12 protein-coding genes are annotated in these 20780 nt (G+C 65.6%); 5 read left to right on the top strand and 7 right to left on the bottom strand.

The features are described from left to right. Entirely contained in the window at positions 1-687 is a 687-nt protein-coding gene (locus P5705_RS02055; protein WP_277459346.1) for a histidine phosphatase family protein, read from the bottom strand. 294 nt (positions 688-981) lie between these two features. Here P5705_RS02055 and P5705_RS02050 point away from each other — a divergent pair, with 294 nt between their 5' ends. The 4 genes from P5705_RS02050 to P5705_RS02035 are packed head-to-tail and all read left to right on the top strand — an operon-like array spanning position 982 to position 6979. After that, on the top strand, positions 982-2946 hold the full coding sequence (locus tag P5705_RS02050) for a protease modulator HflK (RefSeq protein ID WP_277459345.1): 1965 nt from the start codon (positions 982-984) through the stop codon (positions 2944-2946). Continuing rightward, the gene (hflC, locus tag P5705_RS02045; RefSeq protein WP_277459344.1) at positions 2943-3965 is read left to right on the top strand and encodes a protease modulator HflC; all 1023 of its coding nucleotides are present in this window, start codon (positions 2943-2945) and stop codon (positions 3963-3965) included. Before P5705_RS02050 ends, hflC begins: the two co-directional genes overlap by 4 nt. Further along, positions 3958-4992 carry a protease modulator HflK gene (gene hflK / locus P5705_RS02040; protein WP_277459343.1) on the top strand — a complete coding sequence of 345 codons (1035 nt, stop codon included), beginning with the start codon at positions 3958-3960 and terminating at the stop codon, positions 4990-4992. The genes hflC and hflK overlap by 8 nt, the downstream gene beginning before the upstream one ends. A 55-nt stretch (positions 4993-5047) precedes the next feature. After that, the gene (locus tag P5705_RS02035) at positions 5048-6979 is read left to right on the top strand and encodes a cation-translocating P-type ATPase (RefSeq protein ID WP_277459342.1); all 1932 of its coding nucleotides are present in this window, start codon (positions 5048-5050) and stop codon (positions 6977-6979) included. 46 nt (positions 6980-7025) lie between these two features. Here P5705_RS02035 and cprA read toward each other — a convergent pair whose 3' ends face one another. The 5 genes from cprA to P5705_RS02010 form a co-directional block, all read right to left on the bottom strand. Further along, the gene (cprA, locus tag P5705_RS02030) at positions 7026-8183 is read right to left on the bottom strand and encodes a cationic peptide resistance protein CprA (protein WP_277459341.1); all 1158 of its coding nucleotides are present in this window, start codon (positions 8181-8183) and stop codon (positions 7026-7028) included. An 823-nt stretch (positions 8184-9006) separates the two neighbouring features. Continuing rightward, a complete protein-coding gene (locus tag P5705_RS02025; RefSeq protein ID WP_277459340.1) occupies positions 9007-9531 on the bottom strand; it encodes an acyloxyacyl hydrolase in 525 nt (174 codons plus the stop codon). 271 nt (positions 9532-9802) lie between these two features. Next, the gene (locus tag P5705_RS02020) at positions 9803-10984 is read right to left on the bottom strand and encodes a sensor histidine kinase (protein WP_277459338.1); all 1182 of its coding nucleotides are present in this window, start codon (positions 10982-10984) and stop codon (positions 9803-9805) included. Further along, entirely contained in the window at positions 10984-11673 is a 690-nt protein-coding gene (locus P5705_RS02015) for a response regulator transcription factor (protein ID WP_277459337.1), read from the bottom strand. The genes P5705_RS02020 and P5705_RS02015 overlap by 1 nt, the downstream gene beginning before the upstream one ends. 160 nt (positions 11674-11833) lie before the next feature. After that, positions 11834-12019: a hypothetical protein gene (locus P5705_RS02010; protein WP_277459335.1), complete on the bottom strand. Its 186-nt coding sequence runs from the start codon at positions 12017-12019 to the stop codon at positions 11834-11836. Between the two features lie 480 nt (positions 12020-12499). Here P5705_RS02010 and P5705_RS02005 point away from each other — a divergent pair, with 480 nt between their 5' ends. Continuing rightward, positions 12500-20041 carry a glycosyl hydrolase family 18 protein gene (locus P5705_RS02005; RefSeq protein WP_277459334.1) on the top strand — a complete coding sequence of 2514 codons (7542 nt, stop codon included), beginning with the start codon at positions 12500-12502 and terminating at the stop codon, positions 20039-20041. On the opposite strand, the gene P5705_RS02000 is transcribed toward P5705_RS02005, so the two are convergent. Then, on the bottom strand, positions 20025-20486 hold the full coding sequence (locus P5705_RS02000) for a bleomycin resistance protein (RefSeq protein ID WP_277459333.1): 462 nt from the start codon (positions 20484-20486) through the stop codon (positions 20025-20027). The genes P5705_RS02005 and P5705_RS02000 overlap by 17 nt on opposite strands. Positions 20487-20780: the final 294 nt, after the last annotated feature.

Here is a 20780-nt window from a genome sequence, read left to right as displayed (position 1 = left end):
TCAGGCTCCCTTGCCGACTTCGAGCTTGCGCCACTGGGTGGCGTTCATCTGGCCAAGGATCCTGGCCTTGCCATGGCTGCCCAGGGTGACGAACAAGGCACTGGCGTAGCTGCTCGAACGTTCGCCGCCGGCGACCCCTAGCGTGCGCTCAAGCTGGTCGATGCAACCACTGTGGGTGACCAGCACCAGGTTATGCCCGGCACGCTTGTGGGCGAAGGCCGCCTGGCTGAAATCCTGGTCACATTGCGCCAGCCATTCCTGGGTGGCAATGGGCTTGGCAAACATGAAGCCGGCTGTCTGTTGGGTGCGCACCTCGGGGCTGGCGAGCAGGTCCGCGCTGTCCAGGCCCAACTGGCGCAGGCCAGCGCCGACCCCTTCGGCGGCCTGGCTGCCGGCAACGGTGATACCGGTGGGGTCGTTCAGGCAGGCCCCATGGGAGCGGTCGCACCGCTCGGCATGGCGTACCAGGACGATCACCGAACCGGCTGCCCATTCGCCGTACACACCCTGGCTGCGCATCTGCTGCGCGCTGCCCAGGTCGGCGACCTGCGTGGCGGTTGCCCAGCGGGTCGCCGCCACCAGGGCCAGCAACGCGCACAAGCCGACCGCGACGAGTGCCAGGGAGGACCAGCGGAACACCTTGGGCGTTTTCAGCGTGGCGGGTTTATCGATAGTGCCCTGCAACATGCAAACACTCCATGGAAGCGGAAGGGGCGGACAAGGCGCGCTACGGCAGCCCATCCGAAAGTGGCTGCACTGTATGAAGGCAGATGTTGGCGAAGAGTGAGGCGGATGTGAAAAAAGTGCGAGACCAGCCCAGCGGCTTGTCAGCCTCATGGATGAGTCGCAAGGGCGGGGATTGGATGAAACGACGGACGATATTTTCACGTGCGTCGCTATAACATAACGAAATAAACTCGCCCGTCGTCAAATGCACGGCCGCTACATCCCGTTCGGCTGCGCACCAAGCCTGGAGCCCTCATGAGCGTCAATCTGGATACCACGGACCTGGACTTGGAGGGCATGCCCCGCTTCCAGCAATCGCTCGGCCAGGCGCGGCGCCTGGTGCTGTTGAGCTACTGCGCCTTGTCAGTCGCGGGTGCGTTGTGGTTGCTGGCCTTCCTGGTCGGGTTGTTCGCACCTGCCAGTCACTGGCCCGTGCTGCTGGCCGTCAACGCTGCGGCGTTCATGCTGCTTGGCGCGGTGGCGCAGTCCGTGTGGACGCCGGTCAGCTGGCGCGCCGAGGCCCTGGGCGAGCGGCCGGCGCCACTGGCATTCTGGCGCGCCCTGGCGCACGACGACGAGCCACCGGCGAATGCTTATGAACGTTGGCTGGCGCGTATCGCTGATGCCTGGCGCAAGCAACTGCGGCGGATCGGCTACGACGCCTTGCGCCTGGCGGCCCTGGCGCTGCTCGCCCTGGCCGTGCTGGCGGGCGCCTGGCGCTTCGACCTGCCGGCGCCGGCACTGGCGGGGCAGCCTGGTTGGGTCGCGGTGGCGGTGTTCGGCGCGATCGCCTTCGGCTTGCTGGTGTTCGAGCGTCACCTGGCGGCAACGCCCGCCACGGACTGGCCGGAGGCCGGAACCCTGGCCGCGGTGGTGCGGCTGGTCATCACCGTCCAGGTGCTGTCCATTCCCTGCCTGGTGTTCGCCGACGGCCTGCGCCTGTGGCCTGCGCGGTTGGCGGTGCTGATCGCCATCCTGCCTGGCCTGCTGGCCCTGGAACTGTTGCTGCGCGCCGTGCTTTCGGTGTTCCGCCCACAGCGCCCGCGCGAGGAGCCGACGTTGGTGGCGAACAGCCTGACGGCAGGGCTGTTGCAGTGGCCACCGCGGCCACTGGCGTTCCTCCAGGGCGAGTTGCACCAGCGCCTGGGTATCGACCTGCGGCAGGTCTGGGCATTCGGTTTCATGCGCCGGGCATTGCTGCCGGTGGCTGGTCTGGTAACGCTGCTGGGGTGGCTGCTGACGGGCGTGGTGCAGGTGCCGATGAACGGCCGGGGTGTATACGAGCGCTTCGGCGACCCCGTGGACGTCTATCCGCCCGGGCTGCATATAGGGTTGCCCTGGCCGTTGGGGCGGGTGCTGGCGGTGGACAACGGCACGCTCCATGAGCTGGCCACCTCGGGTGACGCCGCGTTGGCCGACCCGCTGACCGATGCCGAAGGGCCACCGCCCTCTAGCGCCAACCGCCTGTGGGATGCCGCCCACGCCGCCGAGAACGCCCAGGTCATCGCGGGTAGTGATGGCGGCCGGCAGAGCTTCCAGATCGTCAACATGGACGTGCGCTTCATCTACCGCATCGGCCTGGACGATGCCTCGGCAATCGCCGCCACTTATCACACGAGCGATGTTGCGCAACTGGTGCGCAGCATCGCCAACCGGGTGCTGGTCCACGATTTCGCCAATCGCTCGCTGGACGGGCTGCTGGGCGCGCAGCGCGAAGCCCTTGGCCGGGACATCGGCAACGCCGTGCAAGCCGACCTCGATCGGCTGGACAGCGGCGTACAGATCCTCGCCACGGCGGTGGAGGCGATCCACCCACCGGCCGGCGCAGCGAATGCCTATCACGGCGTGCAGGCGGCGCAGATCGGCGCCCAGGCGCTGGTTGCCGAGGAACGTGGGCAGGCCGCCCGGCAGGCGGCCCTGGCCCGGCAGAACGCCGTTGTGCAGACCGACAAGGCCAGCGCCGATGCCCATGAGATCACCGCCAGGGCGCAGGCCCAGGACATCGCCTTCAAGGCCGAAGGCGCGGCTTGGCGCCAGGCCGGCCAGGCCTTCATCCTCGAGCAGTACCTGGCGCGCCTGAGCCAGGGGCTGGCCGCCGGCAATGCCCTGATCATCGACCACCGGTTGACCGCGGCGCAGGCCCCGACCGTGGACCTGCGCACCTTTGCCTCTCCCGTCGACCCGACCACTTCCAGACCTCAGCAGGAGCGCGCCCATTGAGCTCTCACGCCCCCCATGCCCACCACGCGTGCGGCCACGATCATGCCCATGACCACGACCATCCCCATGCGCCACCGGCGAAGGGCGCGCGCTGGCGGGTGCTCGCCGCGTTGCTGCTGGTGCTGCTGCTGGCCACGGCGGCGTGTTTCGTCCAGGTGCGGGTGGGCGAGGCCACGGTCATCACCCGTTTCGGCAACCCTTCGCGAGTGTTGACCGAGCCTGGGCTGGCCTGGCGCTGGCCATTGCCGTTCGAGAACGCGGTGCCGGTCGACCTGCGCCTGCGCACCACCTCCAGCGGCCTGCAGGATGTCGGCAGCCGCGATGGCCTGCGCATCATCGTGCAGGCTTATATCGCCTGGCAGGTCGCCGCCGACCCGCAGAGCATCCAGCGCTTCATGCGCGCGGTGCAGAACCAGCCCGACGAGGCGGCACGGCAGATCCGCACCCTGGTGGGCTCGGCGCTGGAAACCAGTGCCAGCGGCTTCGAGCTGGCGGACCTGGTCAATGTCGATGCCAGCCGGGTGCGGATCGATGCCTTCGAGCAGCGCTTGCAGGCGCAGATCGAACAACAACTGGCGCAGACCTATGGCATCAAGGTGGTGCAGGTGGGCATCGAGCGCCTCACCCTGCCCAAGGTGACCCTCGAAGCCACGGTCGAGCGCATGCGCGCCGAGCGCGAGACCATCGCCACCGAACGCACTGCCGAAGGCAAGCGCAAGGCCGCCGAGATCCGCTCGGCGGCGGAGCGTGACGCGCGGATCCTCGAGGCCGACGCCAACGTCAAGGCGGCGCAGGTCCAGGCCCAGGCCCAGGTCGAGGCTGCGCAGGTCTATGGCAAGGCCTACGCCAGCGCGCCGGAGCTGTACAAGCTGCTGCGCTCGCTCGACACGCTGGGCACGGTCGTCACCCCCGGCACGCGCCTGGTGTTGCGCACCGATGCCGCGCCGTTCCGCGCCCTGGTCGATGGCCCACCCGCGCCTTTGAGCATTGGCAATGGGGCAGGGCATGGCCATGACTAGCCCCGGTCGGATGGATGCCACTGGCAACCCCTGGCTGCAATCGGCGCGCATCGGCTTCATCGCCTTGTACGGGGTGACCCTGGTCGCGGCGCTGGGCTGGTTGTTCGGCAATGTTCGCGAAGTGGGGCCCGACAGCCGAGCGGTGGTGCTGCGGCTGGGCGCCGAGCAACGCATCCAGGAGGCCGGCCTGCTGCTGGCCTGGCCGCGCCCGTTCGAGCAGGTGCTGATGCTGCCGTCGGCCGACCGGGTCAGCGAACGCCGGGTCGAGCTGCTGCTGCGTTCGGAGTTGGCGCTGAAGTCGGACAAGAACGGCACCCTGGCCAGCGACGCCACGGCCGGCTCCGGCTACCTGCTGACCGGTGACGCAGGCATCGTGCAGTTGGACGTGCGGGTGTTCTACAAGGTCAACGCACCCTATGCCTTCACTCGCCAGGGCGCGCACCTGGAGCCGGCGCTGGATCGCCTGGTCGAGCGCAACGCCGTGCAAGTCTGTGCCTCGCGAGACATGGACACGATCCTGGTGGCCCGCCCGGAGCTGGTCGGCGCCGACGCCCAGGTCGCCGAGCGCCGCGAGCGCCTGCGCGGCGACCTGCAACGGGGCATTAACCGCAGCCTCGCCGCGCTCAAGACGGCGGGCACTGACCTGGGTATCGAGGTGGTGCGGGTCGATGTGCAGTCCTCGCTGCCGTTGTCGGCGGTGGGGGCGTTCAATGCGGTGCTCACCGCCAGTCAGCAAGCCGAGAAAGAGGTGGCCCAGGCCCGCAATGATGCCGCCCGGCAACTGCAGCAGGCCACCCAGGCCGCCGACCATACCGTGCAGGTTGCCCAGGCAGAGGCCCGCGAGCGTCTGGCCCGGGCCAATGCCGACACCGCCACCATCGCCGGCCTGGCGCAGCAGCAAGACCCCGGGCTGATGCTGCGCCTGTACCGCGAACGCATGCCGGCGATCCTGTCCCGCGCCGGGGCCGTCACCACGGTCAACCCTGATGACAGCGGACACCTGATCCTCGAGGGCCCCAAGCCGTGAACCATGAACTTCGCCACCCGCGCCTTGCGACCACTTGCCTCCGGAGCCGACTGCGATGAGCGCCCACCACCATCACGGCCATCACCATGGCCACCTGCACTTCGGCGCCGGGCTGTTGTCCGCTGACGAGCGTCGGCAAGCGGGGCAGCAACTGACCTTGGCCATGCTCGCCCTTGGCCTGCTGGCACTCGGGCTGGTCTGGCGCTGGCTGGCCCCTTCGCAGGATGGCGTGGCACAGCTGCTACTGGGCGTGGCGTCGCTGCTGGTGGCCGTGCCGGTGCTGCGCTCGGCCTGGCACAGCCTGCTGCAGCCGTCCCTGCATGGGGTCACCGACCAGTTGATCGCCCTGGCCATGCTCGGTGCCTGGGCCACCGGCGACCTGGCCACCGCGGCGCTGCTGCCGATCATCATGATCCTCGGCCATGTCCTCGAAGAGCGCAGTGTCCTGGGCTCACAGGAGGCCATCGGCGCCCTCGGCCGGCTGACCCGCAGCCAGGCCCGGCTGATCGGCGCGGACGGCGAGGTGCGGGAGGTCGACAACGCCAGCCTGAAACCCGGCGACCAGGTGGAGGTGCGCGCCGGCGACCGGGTGCCGGCCGATGGCCGGGTGCTGCATGGGCAGGCCAGCCTGGACACTGCGCCGATCACCGGCGAAGCCTTGCCCCAGGAAGTGGACGTCGGGGCGCAGGTGTACGGTGGCGCGATCAATCTCGATGGCCTGCTGCGCGTCGAGGTCACCGGCATCGGCGACGACTCCACGCTGGGCAAGGTTATCGCCTTGATGCAACGCGCCGAGCAGGCCAAGCCACCGATCACCCGCCTGCTGGAGCGCCATGCCGGGCGCTACCTGGTGCTGGTGCTGTTGATCGCCGCCGCCACCTGGTTCGTCACCGGCGATGCCCAGGCCATGCTCGCGGTGCTGGTCGCCGCCTGCCCATGCGCGCTGGTGCTGTCGGCGCCGGCCACGGCGATTGCCGGGATCGCCGTGGCCGCGCGGCACGGCATCCTGATCCGCGGCTCGGCGTTTCTCGAGGAACTGGCCGACCTGTCGTCGCTGGTGATCGACAAGACCGGCACCCTGACCCATGGCGCGCTGCATTTGCAGCGGGTGCTGCCGGTGGCGCCGGGCCTGGCGCCAGACGAGATCATCCGCCTGGCCGCCAGCCTCGGCACCGCCAGCAGTCACCCGGTCAGCCGCGCCCTGGCGAGCCGGGTGCCTCACGACCAACAGCTGGTGGTCAGCGAGCTGCATGAGCGCCAGGGTTTCGGCGTGGTTGCCCGCACCGAGCGGGGCGAAGCGGCGCTGGGCCGCCCGGAGCTGTTCGTGCGCCTGGGCATCGAAATCCCGTCGGTGCCGGAACACGACGGCCCCATCGCCGGGCTGGCCCTGGACGGTCGCTTCCAGGGCTGGCTGCTGCTGGCCGACAACATCCGCCAGGAGGCGCCGCAAGCACTTGAACAGCTTCGCGAACTCGGGTTGGGCCGGCAACTGCTGCTCACCGGTGACCGGCGCAGTGTCGCCGAGGCGGTCGCCAGCCAGACCGGAATCACCCGCGTGGTCGCCGAGGCCTTGCCCGAAGACAAGCTGCGCCATGTCAACCAGGAAATCCACGCCGGCTTCCGGCCCCTGGTGGTCGGTGACGGCATCAACGATTCACTGGCGCTCAAGGCCGGCGTGGTCGGGGTGGCGATGGGGGCGGGCGGTACCGACATCGCCATGGCCGCGGCGGATATCGTGCTGATCAACGGCGACCTGCGCCGCCTGGCCACCAGCATTCGCCTCAGCCGCCTGTGCCGGCGCACCCTGCAATGGAATGTGCTGATCGGGCTGGGCTGGACGCTCGGTATCATGCTGGCGGCGGCGTTTGGCTGGCTGGGGGCGGCGGGGGCGATGATCGCGGCCTTGCTGCACAACCTCAGTACCTTGCTGGTGCTGGGTAATGCCGGGCGCTTGCTGCGCTATGACGAAAGGGACATGAAGGGCTGAGCGAGGGGGCGCCGCGGGCGGTTACCCGCGGCACCGGGGGGCATCGTTACTTGAAGTCCCACTGCATCTGGGTGGCGATGCTGACGCCGCTGGACGATTTGACACACACGTCCAGGTAGTCGGTGAAGCGCGGCGGCACCGCGATCCCTTCCTCGAGCAGGCGGCTGTTGTCGAACAGGTAGTTGAGGTCGGCGAAGCCGCTGTACAGGCGCAGTGCGCGTAGCACCAGGCGCGGGTTGGCCGGCCCTATGCGGGTTTCGAAGCTGCTGGCCAGCGATTTCAGGTCGTCGACGTCGACCTTGCGGTAACGCTTACCCACAGGCTCGGCGCCATTGGCCAGGGCGAAGGCCTCGTCGATCTCGGCGAAGGTGCAGGCCGAGCCGTGGCCGGCGGAGATATGGTAGAGGTCGTGGCCCAGTTGCGGCTTGAGTGCCAGGCCGATCAGGGCCTCGGCGCAGTAGTCCACCGGGATGACGTCGATCTGCTCGTCCAGGCCACAGGTGAAGCTTTCCAGGGCGAAACCCATGCGGAACACCCAGAAGATGCTGCCGGAGGCCTGGCAGCCGAGGCTGCGGTGGCCGACCACGATGGACGGGCGCGCCACCACCAGCGGCAGGCTCGGCAGCTGTTCGCGCATGCGTCGCTCGATCTCTGCCTTGGACGCGGTGTAGTCCACCAGTTGCTGCTCGGCCTCGGGGAACTCCCACGATTCGCTGATCGGCGATTCGCGCTCCGGGCCACAGCACATCGCCGTGCCGACATGCAGGAAGCGCTTGAGGCGCTTGGAGCGGCTCAGCACTTCGGCGAAGGCGTAGGTGCCTTCGACGTTCACCGGCCAGATGGTCGGGTTCTTCGAGAACGATGCCACGGCCGCGCAGTTGATCACCCGGTCGACCTGCATCAGGCGTGGCGTTTCGCGGGGCAGCCAGGTGGTGTCGAGGAAGTCGCCGCAGATGATCTGCTCTTCGCTCAAAGCCAGGTTGTCAGCGTGGCTGACGCCGTGTTGCAGCAGGTTGTCGCGCAGGCGCTGGAGGCCTTGCTGGCGGGTTTCGGCGCGGACCAGGAAGCACAGGTTGGCTGCTTGGCCGTCGGCGATCAATTGGGCGGTGACCGAGCCGCCGAGGAAGCCCGTGGCGCCGGTCAGCAGGATGCGTTCAGGGAGTTGATGCAGCGAGTGTGGCGCACCAGTGACGTGGGAGTTCATATATATCCTCGGCAACTTAGTTGCCCGCGTGACGACGCAAAGTTGATGTAAAAACTTTGTGAAAAGTGGGTCGTTATTTCGGTTGCAAGGTTTTTATCAAACCTGTGTATTCGCCGAGCCTCGATGGCCATGCGGCGGGCCGTGGGTTGCGCGTGTTGGCGGCCATGATGGCGCTGGTTGTAAGTGGCTACTTCCTGCCGACCGGATGGGCAGCAGAACAGGCGCTTCAAATTAAGCGGTGGGCCATTTTCCCTGGCTCGACGCCGGTTTTCAATTGTTTGGTCTGTTACAGGTGGGCGTTTTTGGTGAAAGAATTTTAATGAGTGTTCGGAAACATGTGATTGTGTATGAAAGATGTAAATTTGTTTAAAGTTCGCCGGTGAATTTTTAATTTTCAGTGTCAGGCCTTTCAAGGTGATCGACGTTGGCGTTGCAGCGCCTATGAGATCGAGCGCCGCCTGCGCGGCGCATCGCGGATGAATCCGCTCCTACATTCGTAGCAACGTGGCCATGACCGATAGGCCATGTGTGGGTACGACGCGTTTATCGGTTAACAATCATGGCCTCACAGGTGCGGCACGTTGCAACAGAGGTAGGAGCGGATTCATCCGCGATGCGCCGCGCAGGCGGCGCTCGATCTCATGGACGCTGCAAGAATCCGTGTGGGCATCTGGCGGCCCTGATGCGCTCACGCCTCTGTGTCCAAAGACCTTGCAAGGGATGACTGTTAGTGTGCTTACGATGCCGGTACTTCAGGCGGAGATATGGATGAGGTGAGGCAGCCGAGCGCGATGCGAATTGGATTCATGGCAGCGTGCGGACCTCAGAACGCGTGGCGGTAGAACAGCGAGTACGATTCGATGCCGTTGTTCGGCTGCTTGATGCCGGCGTTGGAGTAGTGGATGACCCGCAGCCCGACCCGGTCCTGATTGGCGAATTTCAGGCCGACACCGAGACGGTCTTCGAAGTTGAACGCCGAGCCCAGGGTTCGGTCACCCACTTGCGTGCCCGAGAACAGCGCCACGCCGACGCCCGCTTCGATGAAGGGCACGACGTTGCCGGTGGTGTTGAACTCGTAGACGAATACCGGCGCGAAGGACAGCGAGGTGCGGGCCGAGGCGCGCTTGCCAGCTTCCCAGTGGGTCAGGCCGGCGTCCCAGTAACCGGTGAGGTGGCCCGTGTCGCTCACCAGCCAGCGCTTGTCCCAGTCGAAGCCCAGGCCGATGCGGCCGACGAAGCCGTTCTGCCCGGTGGTGCCGAGGGCGCCGCTGATGTCCGTGGCCTGGCTGCTGCCGGTGAACGCGCAGAGCGCGAGGAGGACTAGGGTTGGAGCGAAAGGTCTTGGCATGAGAATCACAGCACCGAATTGAATGAGGCCGCGCGCGGCGCCAGCCTTCATGGCTGACCGGCGGGCATGCTAAAGGCGGTTGCTGAAGGTGCGGTTCAGGGATGATCAAGATTCGGTCAAGAACAGCAGGTAATCGTCGGGATGCCTGCGAATCAGCGGCGCGGTGTTTGGCACCGGCGTTGCCGGTGTTCGCCAGCAAGGCTGGCTCCTACGGGGATCGCGCAAGGCATGGTCGGGGGGCCCGCGAAGCAGGCGCGGCAGTGGCTGGTTTCTACGGGTGCAGGTCGTGAAGGGGCAACGACACCAGCAGCGCCAACCCGCCTTCGTCGCGCCGTTGCGCGGCGATATGCCCGCCATGGGCTTCGCAGATCGCCTGGGCGATCGACAGCCCCAGGCCGCCGCCGCCGGTTACCCGCGCGCGGGACTGTTCGGCCCGCCAGAAGCGCACGAACATGTTGCCCAGGTCCTTCTGCGCGATGCCCTGGCCACGGTCGAGGAATTCCAGGCGCAGCCACGCGCCCTCGCGACGTGCCGTAACCTCCAGCGTGCGGCCGTCGGAAGCGTACTTGATGGCGTTCTCGATCAGGATGTTGATCAACTGGCCCAGCCGGCTCCTGTCCGCCTCGATGTCCAATGCGCCGGGCAGGCGTGAGGTGACCCGCATTTCGGCTGCCTCGAACTGCGGCGCGAACCAGTCCAGGCGTTCCTCGACCAACCGGGCCAGGGAGAACCCGGTGACGTGCAACGGCAACTGGCCGGCATGGGCCAGCGACAGCAGGTGCAGGTCGCCCACCAGGGTGTTGAGGTTGTTCAACTGGCTCTGCACCAGGCGCAACTGCTCCGGGCTCATCGGGAACACGTCGTCGAGCATGCCCTGGACCCGTCCCAGCGCGGCATTCAGCGGCGTGCGCAGTTCATGGGCGAGGTTGGAGCTGGACTGCGCCACTTCGCGTTCATATAGCGACAGGCGCTCGACCATGCTGTTGAAGTCGCCGCACAGGCGTTGCATCTCTGCCGGCTGGCCCGGGTACTGCACCACCCGCACCTCCAGGTCGCCACCTGCCACCTGGCGCGCCGCCTGGGCGAGCTTGCGGAACTGCCGGGACAGCGGCCGGGACAGCCACAGCGCGATGATGATCACCAGCGGGATGACCAGGGCGACGAAGCTGTACAGCGCCAGCCAGTCGGCGTCGTTGCCGATGTCGGGCAGGAAGCTCTCGACGTCGTAGTAGCGTTGCAGCAGCTCCCAGAGCACCCCCTCGTGCTGTTTCACGTCCGCCAGCGCGGCGACGTACTGCGCACGGTCGGCGGGTGTCATCGAGGCCATCACGTGGTATTCGACGGCGTGGTAGTACAGGTACATGCAGCCGACGACGGTGAGCACCGCGCTGATGGCCAGCACGGTCATGCGCGAGCCGACCCAGGCCCACAACGAGTTCCTGCCCAGGGCCATCAGCGGAACCGGTAGCCCACCGAGCGCACTGTCACCAGCACCTCGGTGATGCCCACCGCCTCGAGCTTGCGCCGCAGGTTGTGTACATGGGTGTCGATGATCCGCACCAGCGCATCGCTGTCGGGCATGCACAGCTCCAGCAGTGCCTCGCGGCTGAAGGCCTTGGACGGTGCGCGCAGCAGCGCGGCGAGCAGCAGGAACTCCGAGCGGGTGAGGTCCAGGATCGTCTCGTCGCCGTTGGCCTGGCGCACCCCGGCGACGATGCGTTCGTTGTCCACCCACACCCCGGCGCACTCGAAGCGTTGCTGGGTGGCGGTGGAGGCGCCGTAGCGGCGCAGCACGGCATGCACCCGGGCCACGACCTCCCGTGGGTTGCAGGGCTTGACCACATAATCATCGGCGCCGTAGCGCAGCGCGCCGATCTTGTCCGGCTCGTCGCCGATGGCGGTGACCATGATCACCGGGGTGTTGTCGTTGCGGCGGATCTCCGACAGCAGTTCGGGGCCGGAGAGCTTGGGCAGCATCATGTCCAGCAGGACGATCTGCGGCGACCATTGGCGAAACAGCGCCAGGCCCCTGGCGCCGTCCTCGGCCACCGCCACCTCGAAGCCGTCCTTGCGCAGGTAGGCCTCGAGGATGCTGGCACCATCGGCGTCGTCCTCGACTATCAATACGCGCTTGGGCAGCATGGCGTTCCTTCGGGGCATGGGGTAGGGCGGCGCAGCTTAGCATGGCGCGTGGCGAGGTTGCGCCTCACGCTATCCACGCTGGACAGGTAGGAGCCGGCTTTGCCGGCGAAAGGGCCGGAACAGGCGACAGATATCCCAGGCCTGGCGCACCAGGACGTTATCAGGCGAGGAACTGCGGATCCGACGCGGTAGTTTCCTGGCAGTCCTCTGCCTGGGCATCCTGTCGCACATCGAGGTAGACCGCAGCGCCACACAAGCCCGCCAGCCCGAGACTGGCCAGGACGATCTCGCCCAGTAACATGCCGACGATCAATGCCAGCAGGCTGAGACGGCTGAGGGTAGTCATGGTCATGGCCATTGCGCCCCGGAAGGAAGGTGATGACCACCATAACGTCCAGGGGGCGAATGCACAGCCAGGGGCAGGCAGGTTGGCACGACTTGCCTGCGTTTTGGCAGATCAGTCGCCGAACCTGATCTGGCCGGTTCGAATGGGTAAGTCAGAGCAGTGCCATTATTTGGCCATTGCTAAACCAGCATGCTTGAACTACGTTGCTGGCAGGCTGAACAAGGGAGTGTTCACGCATGCAGACTCATTTCGTCTCCTGCCGTCCGCTGCAGGTCCAAGACTGCCTTGCGTCCCCACTTACGCTCGCCTGCAACCTGATGCTGCTCACCACCCTGGCGAGCCTTCAGGTGCCAAAGTCGCCTTTCCTTCGAGCGGCCCATCTGCCTGTCGCGATGCAACTTTCCAGGCCCTTGCAGCGATGGTCGCTGACCTCAGGGGCGACATTTTTTGGCGGCCACGACATTGGCCATGGAGTCCTACATGCAAGCGCAATCGAATGAAGGCCTGCAGTTGCTGTTCGAAAAGAACAAAGGCGTCGATTCCCTGTACCTGTACAACGCCAGCAAATCGCCGATCAAACTCAGGAAGCTGGTCATCCGCACCAACGTGTTCGTTGGCAAGGGCATCCCGGCCAACCTGACCGACCAGACCATCGAGTGGCTGAAGAACGACGGGCAGCCCTACGACAACATCGAGAACCGGCAGAAAGTCGCCTTCCTGCGATCCAAGGTGCAGGTCGACTGGGATCCGCTCCAGCTGATAGGGCCGAATGACACGGTCAAGTCGCTGTACGAAGACTTCTTCTGTCCCTGGGGTAGCCTGTTCAACGCCCCCAAGCGTGCGCCTCTGGTCCGTGAGGAGTTCGACGATCACTACCTGCTGACCCTCGGTTACGCAGAGCCGGTGGTGATCGGGCCCTATGAGCAAGTTGAACTGTTCTATGCCAACTCGTTCTATGGCTTGCCCATGCGTTCACCGATCGTTGGCGTGCAATGCCTGCCCAAGGTCAGCGTACTGCTGGATGCCAATACCAGCGGACAGGGGGGCGCCGGCCTGGCCCGAGCCATGACCACGCCGCAGTGCCTGCAGGAGGTGCCGCTGGAAGCGGTGATCCTGCAGAAGGAAGGTGGCGAGCGCCGGGTGCTGGATCGCAGCATGGCCGGCAAGGCCAAGTCGGCGGACCTGACCCGGCGCTTCGTTGGCTATTACGCCAATTACTTCATGTACAAGCGCAACTACTTCGTCACGGACATCCCGGTCGACCACGTCAACTGCATCTCCTACGGCATGATGAACCTTCAGGGCGACGGTACCCTATGCAGCAGTGATGAGTGGTCCGACAATTTCCAGGTGGCGGCGCTGCAGTTCATGAAGCAGCTCAACCCCAACTTGCAGGTGTCGTTGATCGTCGGTGGCTGGCCCAAGAGCCCGAAGGTCACCTTCACGACGGTGGACGACTTGGCGCTCTTCCCGGCGTGTCATGCGTTGCCGACCCCTGCCTTTGGCATCTACATCGCGCAGCAGAACAATGAGAGCGCATGGAAGCTCGTCTACCTGCCCGAAGACGCCGACAGCCCCGCAAAGTCGCTTGATCTGCTGCGTCCTCCAAGCCTCTATCGCTACGCCCGGCAGGATCCCGGCGGGCTGTTCGACGACGAGGCAGGCAAACGTGAGCTCTGGGCGTGGCTGGTGAAACACGGCAGCCTCTGCCAGGGGCGTTGCATCGACGCTGCCGAAGGTGAAGCCACAGCCCTCGACCTCGAGCTGATGCGGCTGCTGAGCAACGCGTTCGACGCCCAGCAGGACATCGCCCCGTTCAGCAACCAGTTTCGGCAGATATCCAGAGACCCGGCGCAGCGTCAGCGCTTGGCGCAGTCCGCCGCCAGGGCCCTGGACGCCTTGGCATTCGATGGTTTCGAGGTGGATTGGGAGTACCCCAAAAGCGAGGATGGCGATGGCTATGTCAGCCTGCTGGACGACCTGCGAAATGCCTTGGGCACGCGCAAGCTGGCCATTGCCGCGCCGTCCTCGCCAGAAAAGGTCAAGTTCCTGACCGAAGCGCAATGGCGTGGTATTGGCGACAGGGTCGATTACGTCAACGTGATGAGCTACGACTACCACGGTGCCTGGTCGGACAAGTCCTGGTTCAATGCGCCGATGGGCACGCCAGGCGCCGGCGCGGAGCCGGCTATCGACCCTACGTTCAGCATCACTGCAACGATCGACTGCTTTCTGGGCCTGGTGGAGAAAAACTGCCTGACACGCCGGCAACTGGCATTGGGCCTGGCCGCTTACGGTCGCCCGGTGACGGTCAAGGGCGCCACTGATGACAACAAAGGCTTGCGTTGCCTGGTCAATAAAGATGTCCAGCCGGACGAAGTGCTGTTGTACCGCTACATCGTCGAGATACGCGAGGCCGGTGGCTACAGGCCCGCAGAAGGCACGAGCCCGTCTGTTGGTTGGCCTGGCCTGACCTTCGTCAGCGAGTTGGAGGCCATCGCCCGCGCGCCCTATGCCTATGCCATCAATGGGGATCGATCGATATCGCTGACGTATGACGACCCCCGTTCGCTGCGTGAAAAGGTCCGTCATGCACTGAAGGCACAACTGGGCGGGGTGATGCTTTGGGACCTTTCCGGCGACCTGCACGCTGATCACAAGGACTCGTTGATCGCCGCCGTGTCAGACGAATTGCGCCAGTGCCACCCGGCCACCACCCAGCCACTCGAAGCGCGGGAGCAGGACCTGTGGCTGGTGGCGGCCCAGGCAGGCGAGCCGGTGGCGACCGCGCACCTGGCCAGCCAGGTGCGCGAGTATGGCGCGGTGCCTGGCAGCCACATCCAGGCCCTGGGCGATCAGGCGGTACAGGCCCTGGCCGCCTTGCCCGGTGGCGGCATCGCCGTGGCCAGCGCCAGTGCCGTGCGCCTGTTGACGTCACAGCGCCAGGATTTCGAGACCCAGCGTTCGCTGGCCCTGGCCGAGACGCAGGAGCCATGGAGCGAGTTGCTGTTGCTCGATGACGGCAGCCTGTTGCTACAGCGTGGCAATGGCGCCTTGCTCAGCCTGCAGTTGCAAGGTGGCCGTTGCCAGGTGCAAGCGCAACTGGCTGACGATACAACCAAGGTCGTGCGCTTCGGCCCGGACAAGGTGGCTGCGCTGCAAGGGCAGGCCTTGAAGGTGTGGTGCAATGGTCGCGCGGGCTTGCAACCGATCGCCCATTTGAACAGCCCGGTGCAACTGGCCGTGCTGGCGCCACTGGCCAGCGGGCAGCTGTTGCTGGTAAGCCTCGACGGCGAGGTATTGCTCTGGGAAGCCAGCACCACTGCGCTACGCGTTCTGCCCCGGGCCACGGCGGTGCCGGTGCCGCGGCTGCTGCGGCTGCTGCCCGATGGGCGCTTGCTGGCCTGCCAGGAGGACGGCACGCTGCAGTTGTGGCAGGTGGTGCGCGAGAATGGTCGCATCCAAGGCCTGAGCATCACGCCACAGCCCTGGAACGGTGGCGCTCGTCGCTGGCTGGACATCGTTGCGCTGCCCAATGGTGGTTTCGCCTCGCTGAGCCGTGAGCGCTTGGTGCTGTGGCAAGGGGCGCATAGCCCTCACCCGTATGAGGTGATTCAGCAGATCAGCGTACAGGATGCGCGCGCGCTGGCGGTACTCGACAACGGCAATCTGCTGGTCGCCCAGGGGGGGCAGTTGCGCCGGCTGGACTTCCCAGGTTGGCCGCAGGTGCAGGGGGCGCGTTTCACACCCTGGCAAGCCACCGACAAAGAGGGCCGCACGGCGCTGCACTGGCTGGCTCGGCGAGCGGTTGGGGAGAACCTGGAGCAGTTGCTCGCCAGTGGCGCGCCAGCGGACCCGGTCATCCCAGGTAACGGCCCCTCGCTATTGGCCGAAGCGATGGCGGCCGGGCAGGCCGGGACTGCAGCGCTGCTGTTGCGAGCGGGAGCGCCGCTGTGGCAAGCCGGCCAGGCCAGTGCCCATGGCCAGTTGCTGACCGATGAGCTACTGGCGCAACTGATGCCCGAGGCGCTGCTGGCGACGCTCCCGACGCAGGTGCGGATAGCTCGGCTCAAGGCGGACTTCCGCCTGGCGCAACTGCCGGCGCAGCACCTTGGGCTGTTGATGGACTATCCCGTGCTGACTGGGCGCCTGGCAATCTGCCTCTACTTGCTGATGCCACCCCTGACTCGGCAGTTGCAAAACCTGTTGTCGCACTTCGTCATCGATGATGACTGCCTGGCCGAACTGCGCCTGCAATGCCCTGGCGTGGTGGCTGACCTGGCGCCCTTGTACCGGCAGGCTTTCGAGGACGACGTTGCGCTACGTGCGAGCTTGTCGCAACAACTCGCCGCAGCCACCTCGCAGACGCTGGACGCAATAGAAAATGCTGCCCGGCGGGTCAATCCGGAGCAAGCAGGGCAAGGCCGCTACGGCGAGGCGATCTACCAGCAGGGCATCGCGGTGCTGCAATGGCTGCTGGAACACGCCCTGGAGCAACCGTTGCTGGCGATCCAGCACAAACAACTGATGGAGCAGTTTGCTGCCCTGGCCGCGCCGCAGGCGGGTGACCTGTTGAGTTTCGAGGTGCCGCTTGGCGCCAGCGACCTGCCATCGGCAACCCTCGACTTCCTGACCCTGTACCCACGTGCGGGGGCGTCGATGGCCAGCCAACTCGAACGCTGGAGCCCAGCGCTGGCCAAGCGGGTGAGCGAGGCTTGCGGCGGTATCACCGACACGCCGCAGGAGAGCTTCGACCTGCCAGGCGACGCCTACGACAGTGCCCACCAGGCCATGCGCCAACTGCTGGTGGCCACCGTGCGCCCGCCGATCAGCGCGCCACAGGCGGCGGCGTTTCTCGAGCAACACGCCACATCGCCCTGGTCGCCCACGCCGGACCCGTTGGGGCAGCCATTGGGCTGGGTCAACTGGGCGTTCGATCCACCGCCCAGCCGCACCGCCAACCCCGTGCCGGTGCAAGCGCCTCAGGCCCCGGGCAGCGACACCCACTGGCAGGCGCCGGGGCAGGGTGGGGGTACGCAGGTTCCGGCGCAACCGTCGCACGAACCCGATGCCCCGGATTTCGACGACCACAGCAGCTACATCGCCAGGGTCAGGGCCGCTGGCGAGGAAATGGCGGAAAAGTCCAGCCCTGGCAAGGATTACTTCAGCGACTATTTCGAGCGCACCCGGGCGAAGGCCGAGTCCGCTCACCCGCTGAGCAAGAAGATCGATATCGCCAAGCTGGAGATTGACGGCAGCAACAAACAGATCAACATCCAGAGCCATGACCTGGATGAGCTGGACTTGCTGCCCTCGACCGGCCGCAAGTACGAGTACGTGGCGAAGAAGAGCGGCACCAGGCCCGACCCGAACGCGACCCGGGCGGACCAGGAGCAGGCAGTCACACGTTGGGTCAACGGTCAGAAAGCCGAAATCGGCAGGATGAAGAGCAGTGTCGACAAGCGCCGCAAGGATGTCGAGCGCATGCAGGAGCAGCGCACCACCGAAGTCAACGCCGACAAGGAGGTGGCTCGGTTGGCCAATCGCAAGGCCTCGCTGGAGAAGCTCAACAGCGGCCTGGACAACACCCGGGAGGTGCTGCAGGGGCTACAGGGGATCAGCAAGTTCACCCGGACGCTGGTCAATAAATTTGCCGGTGACTGGAGTGGCTCGGAAGACTTCAACACGGTGCTGGATTACGTCGACCTGACCATCAGCATCACGATCGCCACCATCGACACCATCAAGTCCATTTCCAATGCCCTGTCGAGTGGCGGCGCCATGGGGCTGTTTGGTGCGGCAATGTCGGTGGTGAGCCTGGCCTCCAGCATCTACAGCATGTTCAACCCGCAGCCCGATCCATACCTGGAAGCGGCCAAGGCCATTTCCCAGCAGATCACTCAGGTCTACGAAGCACTGAACAAGCGCTTCGACCAGGTCATGGAGCAGTTGCAGAACATGAACCAGAGCCTGACCTGGCAGATCAGTGTGTTCAACCATCAGGTCGATGCCCGCTTCGATGGCTTGCAACGCCAGCTGGACGACATGTCCATGGAGCTGACCCAGCACCTCGACCGGTTGAACGAGGCGCTGATCAGCGGCATGCGCATGACCCGTAATGAGATCCGTGGGTCCACCCAGCAGGTACTGGCCAGCATCGTCTGGAGCCATGACGACCTGGCCAACCGCATCGAACTGGCCAACCAAGGCTTCAGGGCCGACCTGGACGGGCTGAATGCCCTGATGAACACCCAACTGCTGGCCGAGCTCAACGAGATCGATGTGGTGGTCCGCAACGCCGAGCGTGAGCGTGGCAACACCCCGGCCCTGATTGCCTTGAGCGAGGATCCACAGCGCCTGCAGCAGATGCGCGACCGCCTGGAAAGCGGCATGCGCCACAAGCTGCTGGCGGGCGGAATCGAACGGCCACTGGCCAACCTGTGCTTCGACAGCTTCGAAAGCGCCGAGGTGATGAACCGCGCCCGGGTCATGGCCACCGATCACTTCGCCGAGTGCTTTGCCTATTACCATGCAGCCCAGACCACAGACAGCATCGATCGCTCCAGCAAGGTGTGGTTGTCGACCGCGGTAGCGTTCCCGCTGGTCCGCCGCTACCTGCATGTGCAGACGCTGTATGCCGGCAAGCTGGAAAACCCGTTGAGCATCCTGGATAGCGTGGTGGAGTTGGTGGATGCACCGCTGGCCAAGTCCCGGCACTTCCTGGTGAGCCTGCAGCAGGACAAGGGCTTCTTCGCCCGCTTGCTCGACCAGGTACTGGACAGCGCGCAGGCCCTGCAACACGCCAGCCGAGGTATTGTCGTGCGCGATGCAGGGCAGAACCTGCGGTTACCCACGGCGCAACTGAGCAACACGCCATTCCTGCTGACGCTGATGTTCGACCGCTTTGCGCGGCTGGCCCTGACCGACCTGGCATTGGAAACCATCGAGTCGGACCGCCAGCAATGGCGCGAGCGTGACCTTGCCGCCGTGCAGGCGTTCCTCAATGCCCCGGCCGGTGGCTGGCGTCAACAGAAGGTGTGCCGTGCCCTGGCCCTGGGCCATGCGCTCAATGCCTGCGACCTGAGCCTGGTCGGCGACGACACGACGCGCCAGCTGGTCATGCAGTATGGCGGCGCGCCAGTGCCGCTGGTGGAGATGAAGTTCCAGGACGACCGGGTCATCGAAGCCACCTTGTTGCTGCGCGAAAACGGCCTGTTCGTTGCCCTTGGCCAGGATTGCCACGCGCTTCAGCAGCAGTGGATCGCCGCCTACAACGGGCGCATTGCGCTTGATTGTGCCGGCGAGTTGAAACGGCTCGATGGCTGCCTGTCGCGGTTGGCCCTGTTCCTGGCGCTGGCCGGGGCCAGTGCACAGCAGTTGGAACAGGTACTGGGGTTGTGCTGGAGCAGTCAGCGTGTGGTGGCCTATCTGCAAGCACAGGCAGGCTTGTCGGCAGACACCAAGGCGCAGCTGTCGCCCCCGTTCGCGCTGCTTGCCTCCTATACCGGCGCGCTGTCGAAACAGGCCGAGGCGGCGGTCGACGCCACGCTCAACGCCCTCGTCGCCACGGCGTCGCAACCTGATGAGCTACCGAGCCTGCGGCATTCGCTGCTGGCGCAATTGAGCGGGCTGGAACAGCAATCCAGGACGCTGCGCAGTGGGCTGGGTGGTGATGACCTGAGTGACCTGCTGCGCGCGCAGGGCGCCCGTGACGAAGAGGGCGTGTTGCGATTGCCGTTCGAACGCTTGAGCACAGGCATGTCCTTCGAGGCGCCGCTTGGCATCGAAATGCGCGTTGGCTGCACATTGACCTTGGCCGGCAGTGGCCAATTCAGCCTGACCTCCACCAGCGTGGCAGGGCATACGCTGAGTCAACGGATCGACCTGGACAGCGATGTCGCGGTGCGGGTCAGCCTGGCTGTTGAGGGCGAGGACGATTACCTGGCCAGTCTGGGCTTCAGCGACGCCCAGGGCGGGCAGGATGTCTGGCTCGAGGGGGTGTGGATCAAGCCGGCGCAGTGACGGCATCCGACGGGAGCGCTGTAGGGGGCAGGGGGCGTTCGCCGAGTCGTTCGGCAAGCCTGAGCAGGTACCCATCGGGGTCCTGGACCAGGAACTGGCGCTGCCCTACCTCGACGGCCCCCGCCCTGTACCAGGCATCCTCGCAGGCCTGGAACAGTGGCCATCCACGGCGGTTCAGGCGCTCGATGACAGGTGCGACTTCGCCGACATCGATCTGAAAGTTGATACCCCTGCCCAAGGGGGCTTCCAGTCGCCCGGTGATCCATTGATCTTGCAGATTGACTTGTTCGAGCATGATCTGGGCACCCCCTAGGTCCAGGTAGGCGAAGCCCTCCTCAGGGCGCCGATAGGCTACTTGGAAACCGAGATCAGACACCCAGAATGCCAAGCTTCTCTGAAGGTCGGTAACGATCAGTTCTGGAACTAACTTACTTCTTGGGAACATGCTTCCATCCATGGGCAATGTGGCCGTCTTGCGGGCGTTTCGCAGGGTACGTGATCACCCTGTCGCATTCAATGGTGGGGCAATTGGCGTGTTCCGGGGGGCGGATACTCAGCCAGTGAATTCGCGTCAGACGGCGCGATCGAGCGATACGCTGGATCGGTTCGGGATAACACCCGGCTGCAGGAGTACCACGTGACTGCCGAAGGCTACCTGCGTGCCGACCAGGGTGTCATTGCCATCTTGAAGAACCGCGCGGGTGTTGTCGGGTGAGCCGGCCCCTCGTTGCCAACGCGC

Origin of the sequence: Pseudomonas entomophila (assembly GCF_029478665.1) — a bacterium.
Lineage (GTDB): Bacteria > Pseudomonadota > Gammaproteobacteria > Pseudomonadales > Pseudomonadaceae > Aquipseudomonas > Aquipseudomonas entomophila_F.
Note: the sequence above shows the minus strand (reverse complement) of the source record. Positions and strands in the feature narration are given on the sequence as shown.

Coding starts and splice junctions, on each gene's coding strand:
- P5705_RS02055 (WP_277459346.1), bottom strand. CDS start 687: ATGTTGCAGGGCACTATCGATAAACCCGCCACGCTGAAAACGCCCAAG.
- P5705_RS02050 (WP_277459345.1), top strand. CDS start 982: ATGAGCGTCAATCTGGATACCACGGACCTGGACTTGGAGGGCATGCCC.
- hflK (WP_277459343.1), top strand. CDS start 3,958: ATGACTAGCCCCGGTCGGATGGATGCCACTGGCAACCCCTGGCTGCAA.
- P5705_RS02035 (WP_277459342.1), top strand. CDS start 5,048: ATGAGCGCCCACCACCATCACGGCCATCACCATGGCCACCTGCACTTC.
- cprA (WP_277459341.1), bottom strand. CDS start 8,183: ATGAACTCCCACGTCACTGGTGCGCCACACTCGCTGCATCAACTCCCT.
- P5705_RS02025 (WP_277459340.1), bottom strand. CDS start 9,531: ATGCCAAGACCTTTCGCTCCAACCCTAGTCCTCCTCGCGCTCTGCGCG.
- P5705_RS02020 (WP_277459338.1), bottom strand. CDS start 10,984: ATGGCCCTGGGCAGGAACTCGTTGTGGGCCTGGGTCGGCTCGCGCATG.
- P5705_RS02015 (WP_277459337.1), bottom strand. CDS start 11,673: ATGCTGCCCAAGCGCGTATTGATAGTCGAGGACGACGCCGATGGTGCC.
- P5705_RS02010 (WP_277459335.1), bottom strand. CDS start 12,019: ATGACTACCCTCAGCCGTCTCAGCCTGCTGGCATTGATCGTCGGCATG.
- P5705_RS02005 (WP_277459334.1), top strand. CDS start 12,500: ATGCAAGCGCAATCGAATGAAGGCCTGCAGTTGCTGTTCGAAAAGAAC.
- P5705_RS02000 (WP_277459333.1), bottom strand. CDS start 20,486: ATGTTCCCAAGAAGTAAGTTAGTTCCAGAACTGATCGTTACCGACCTT.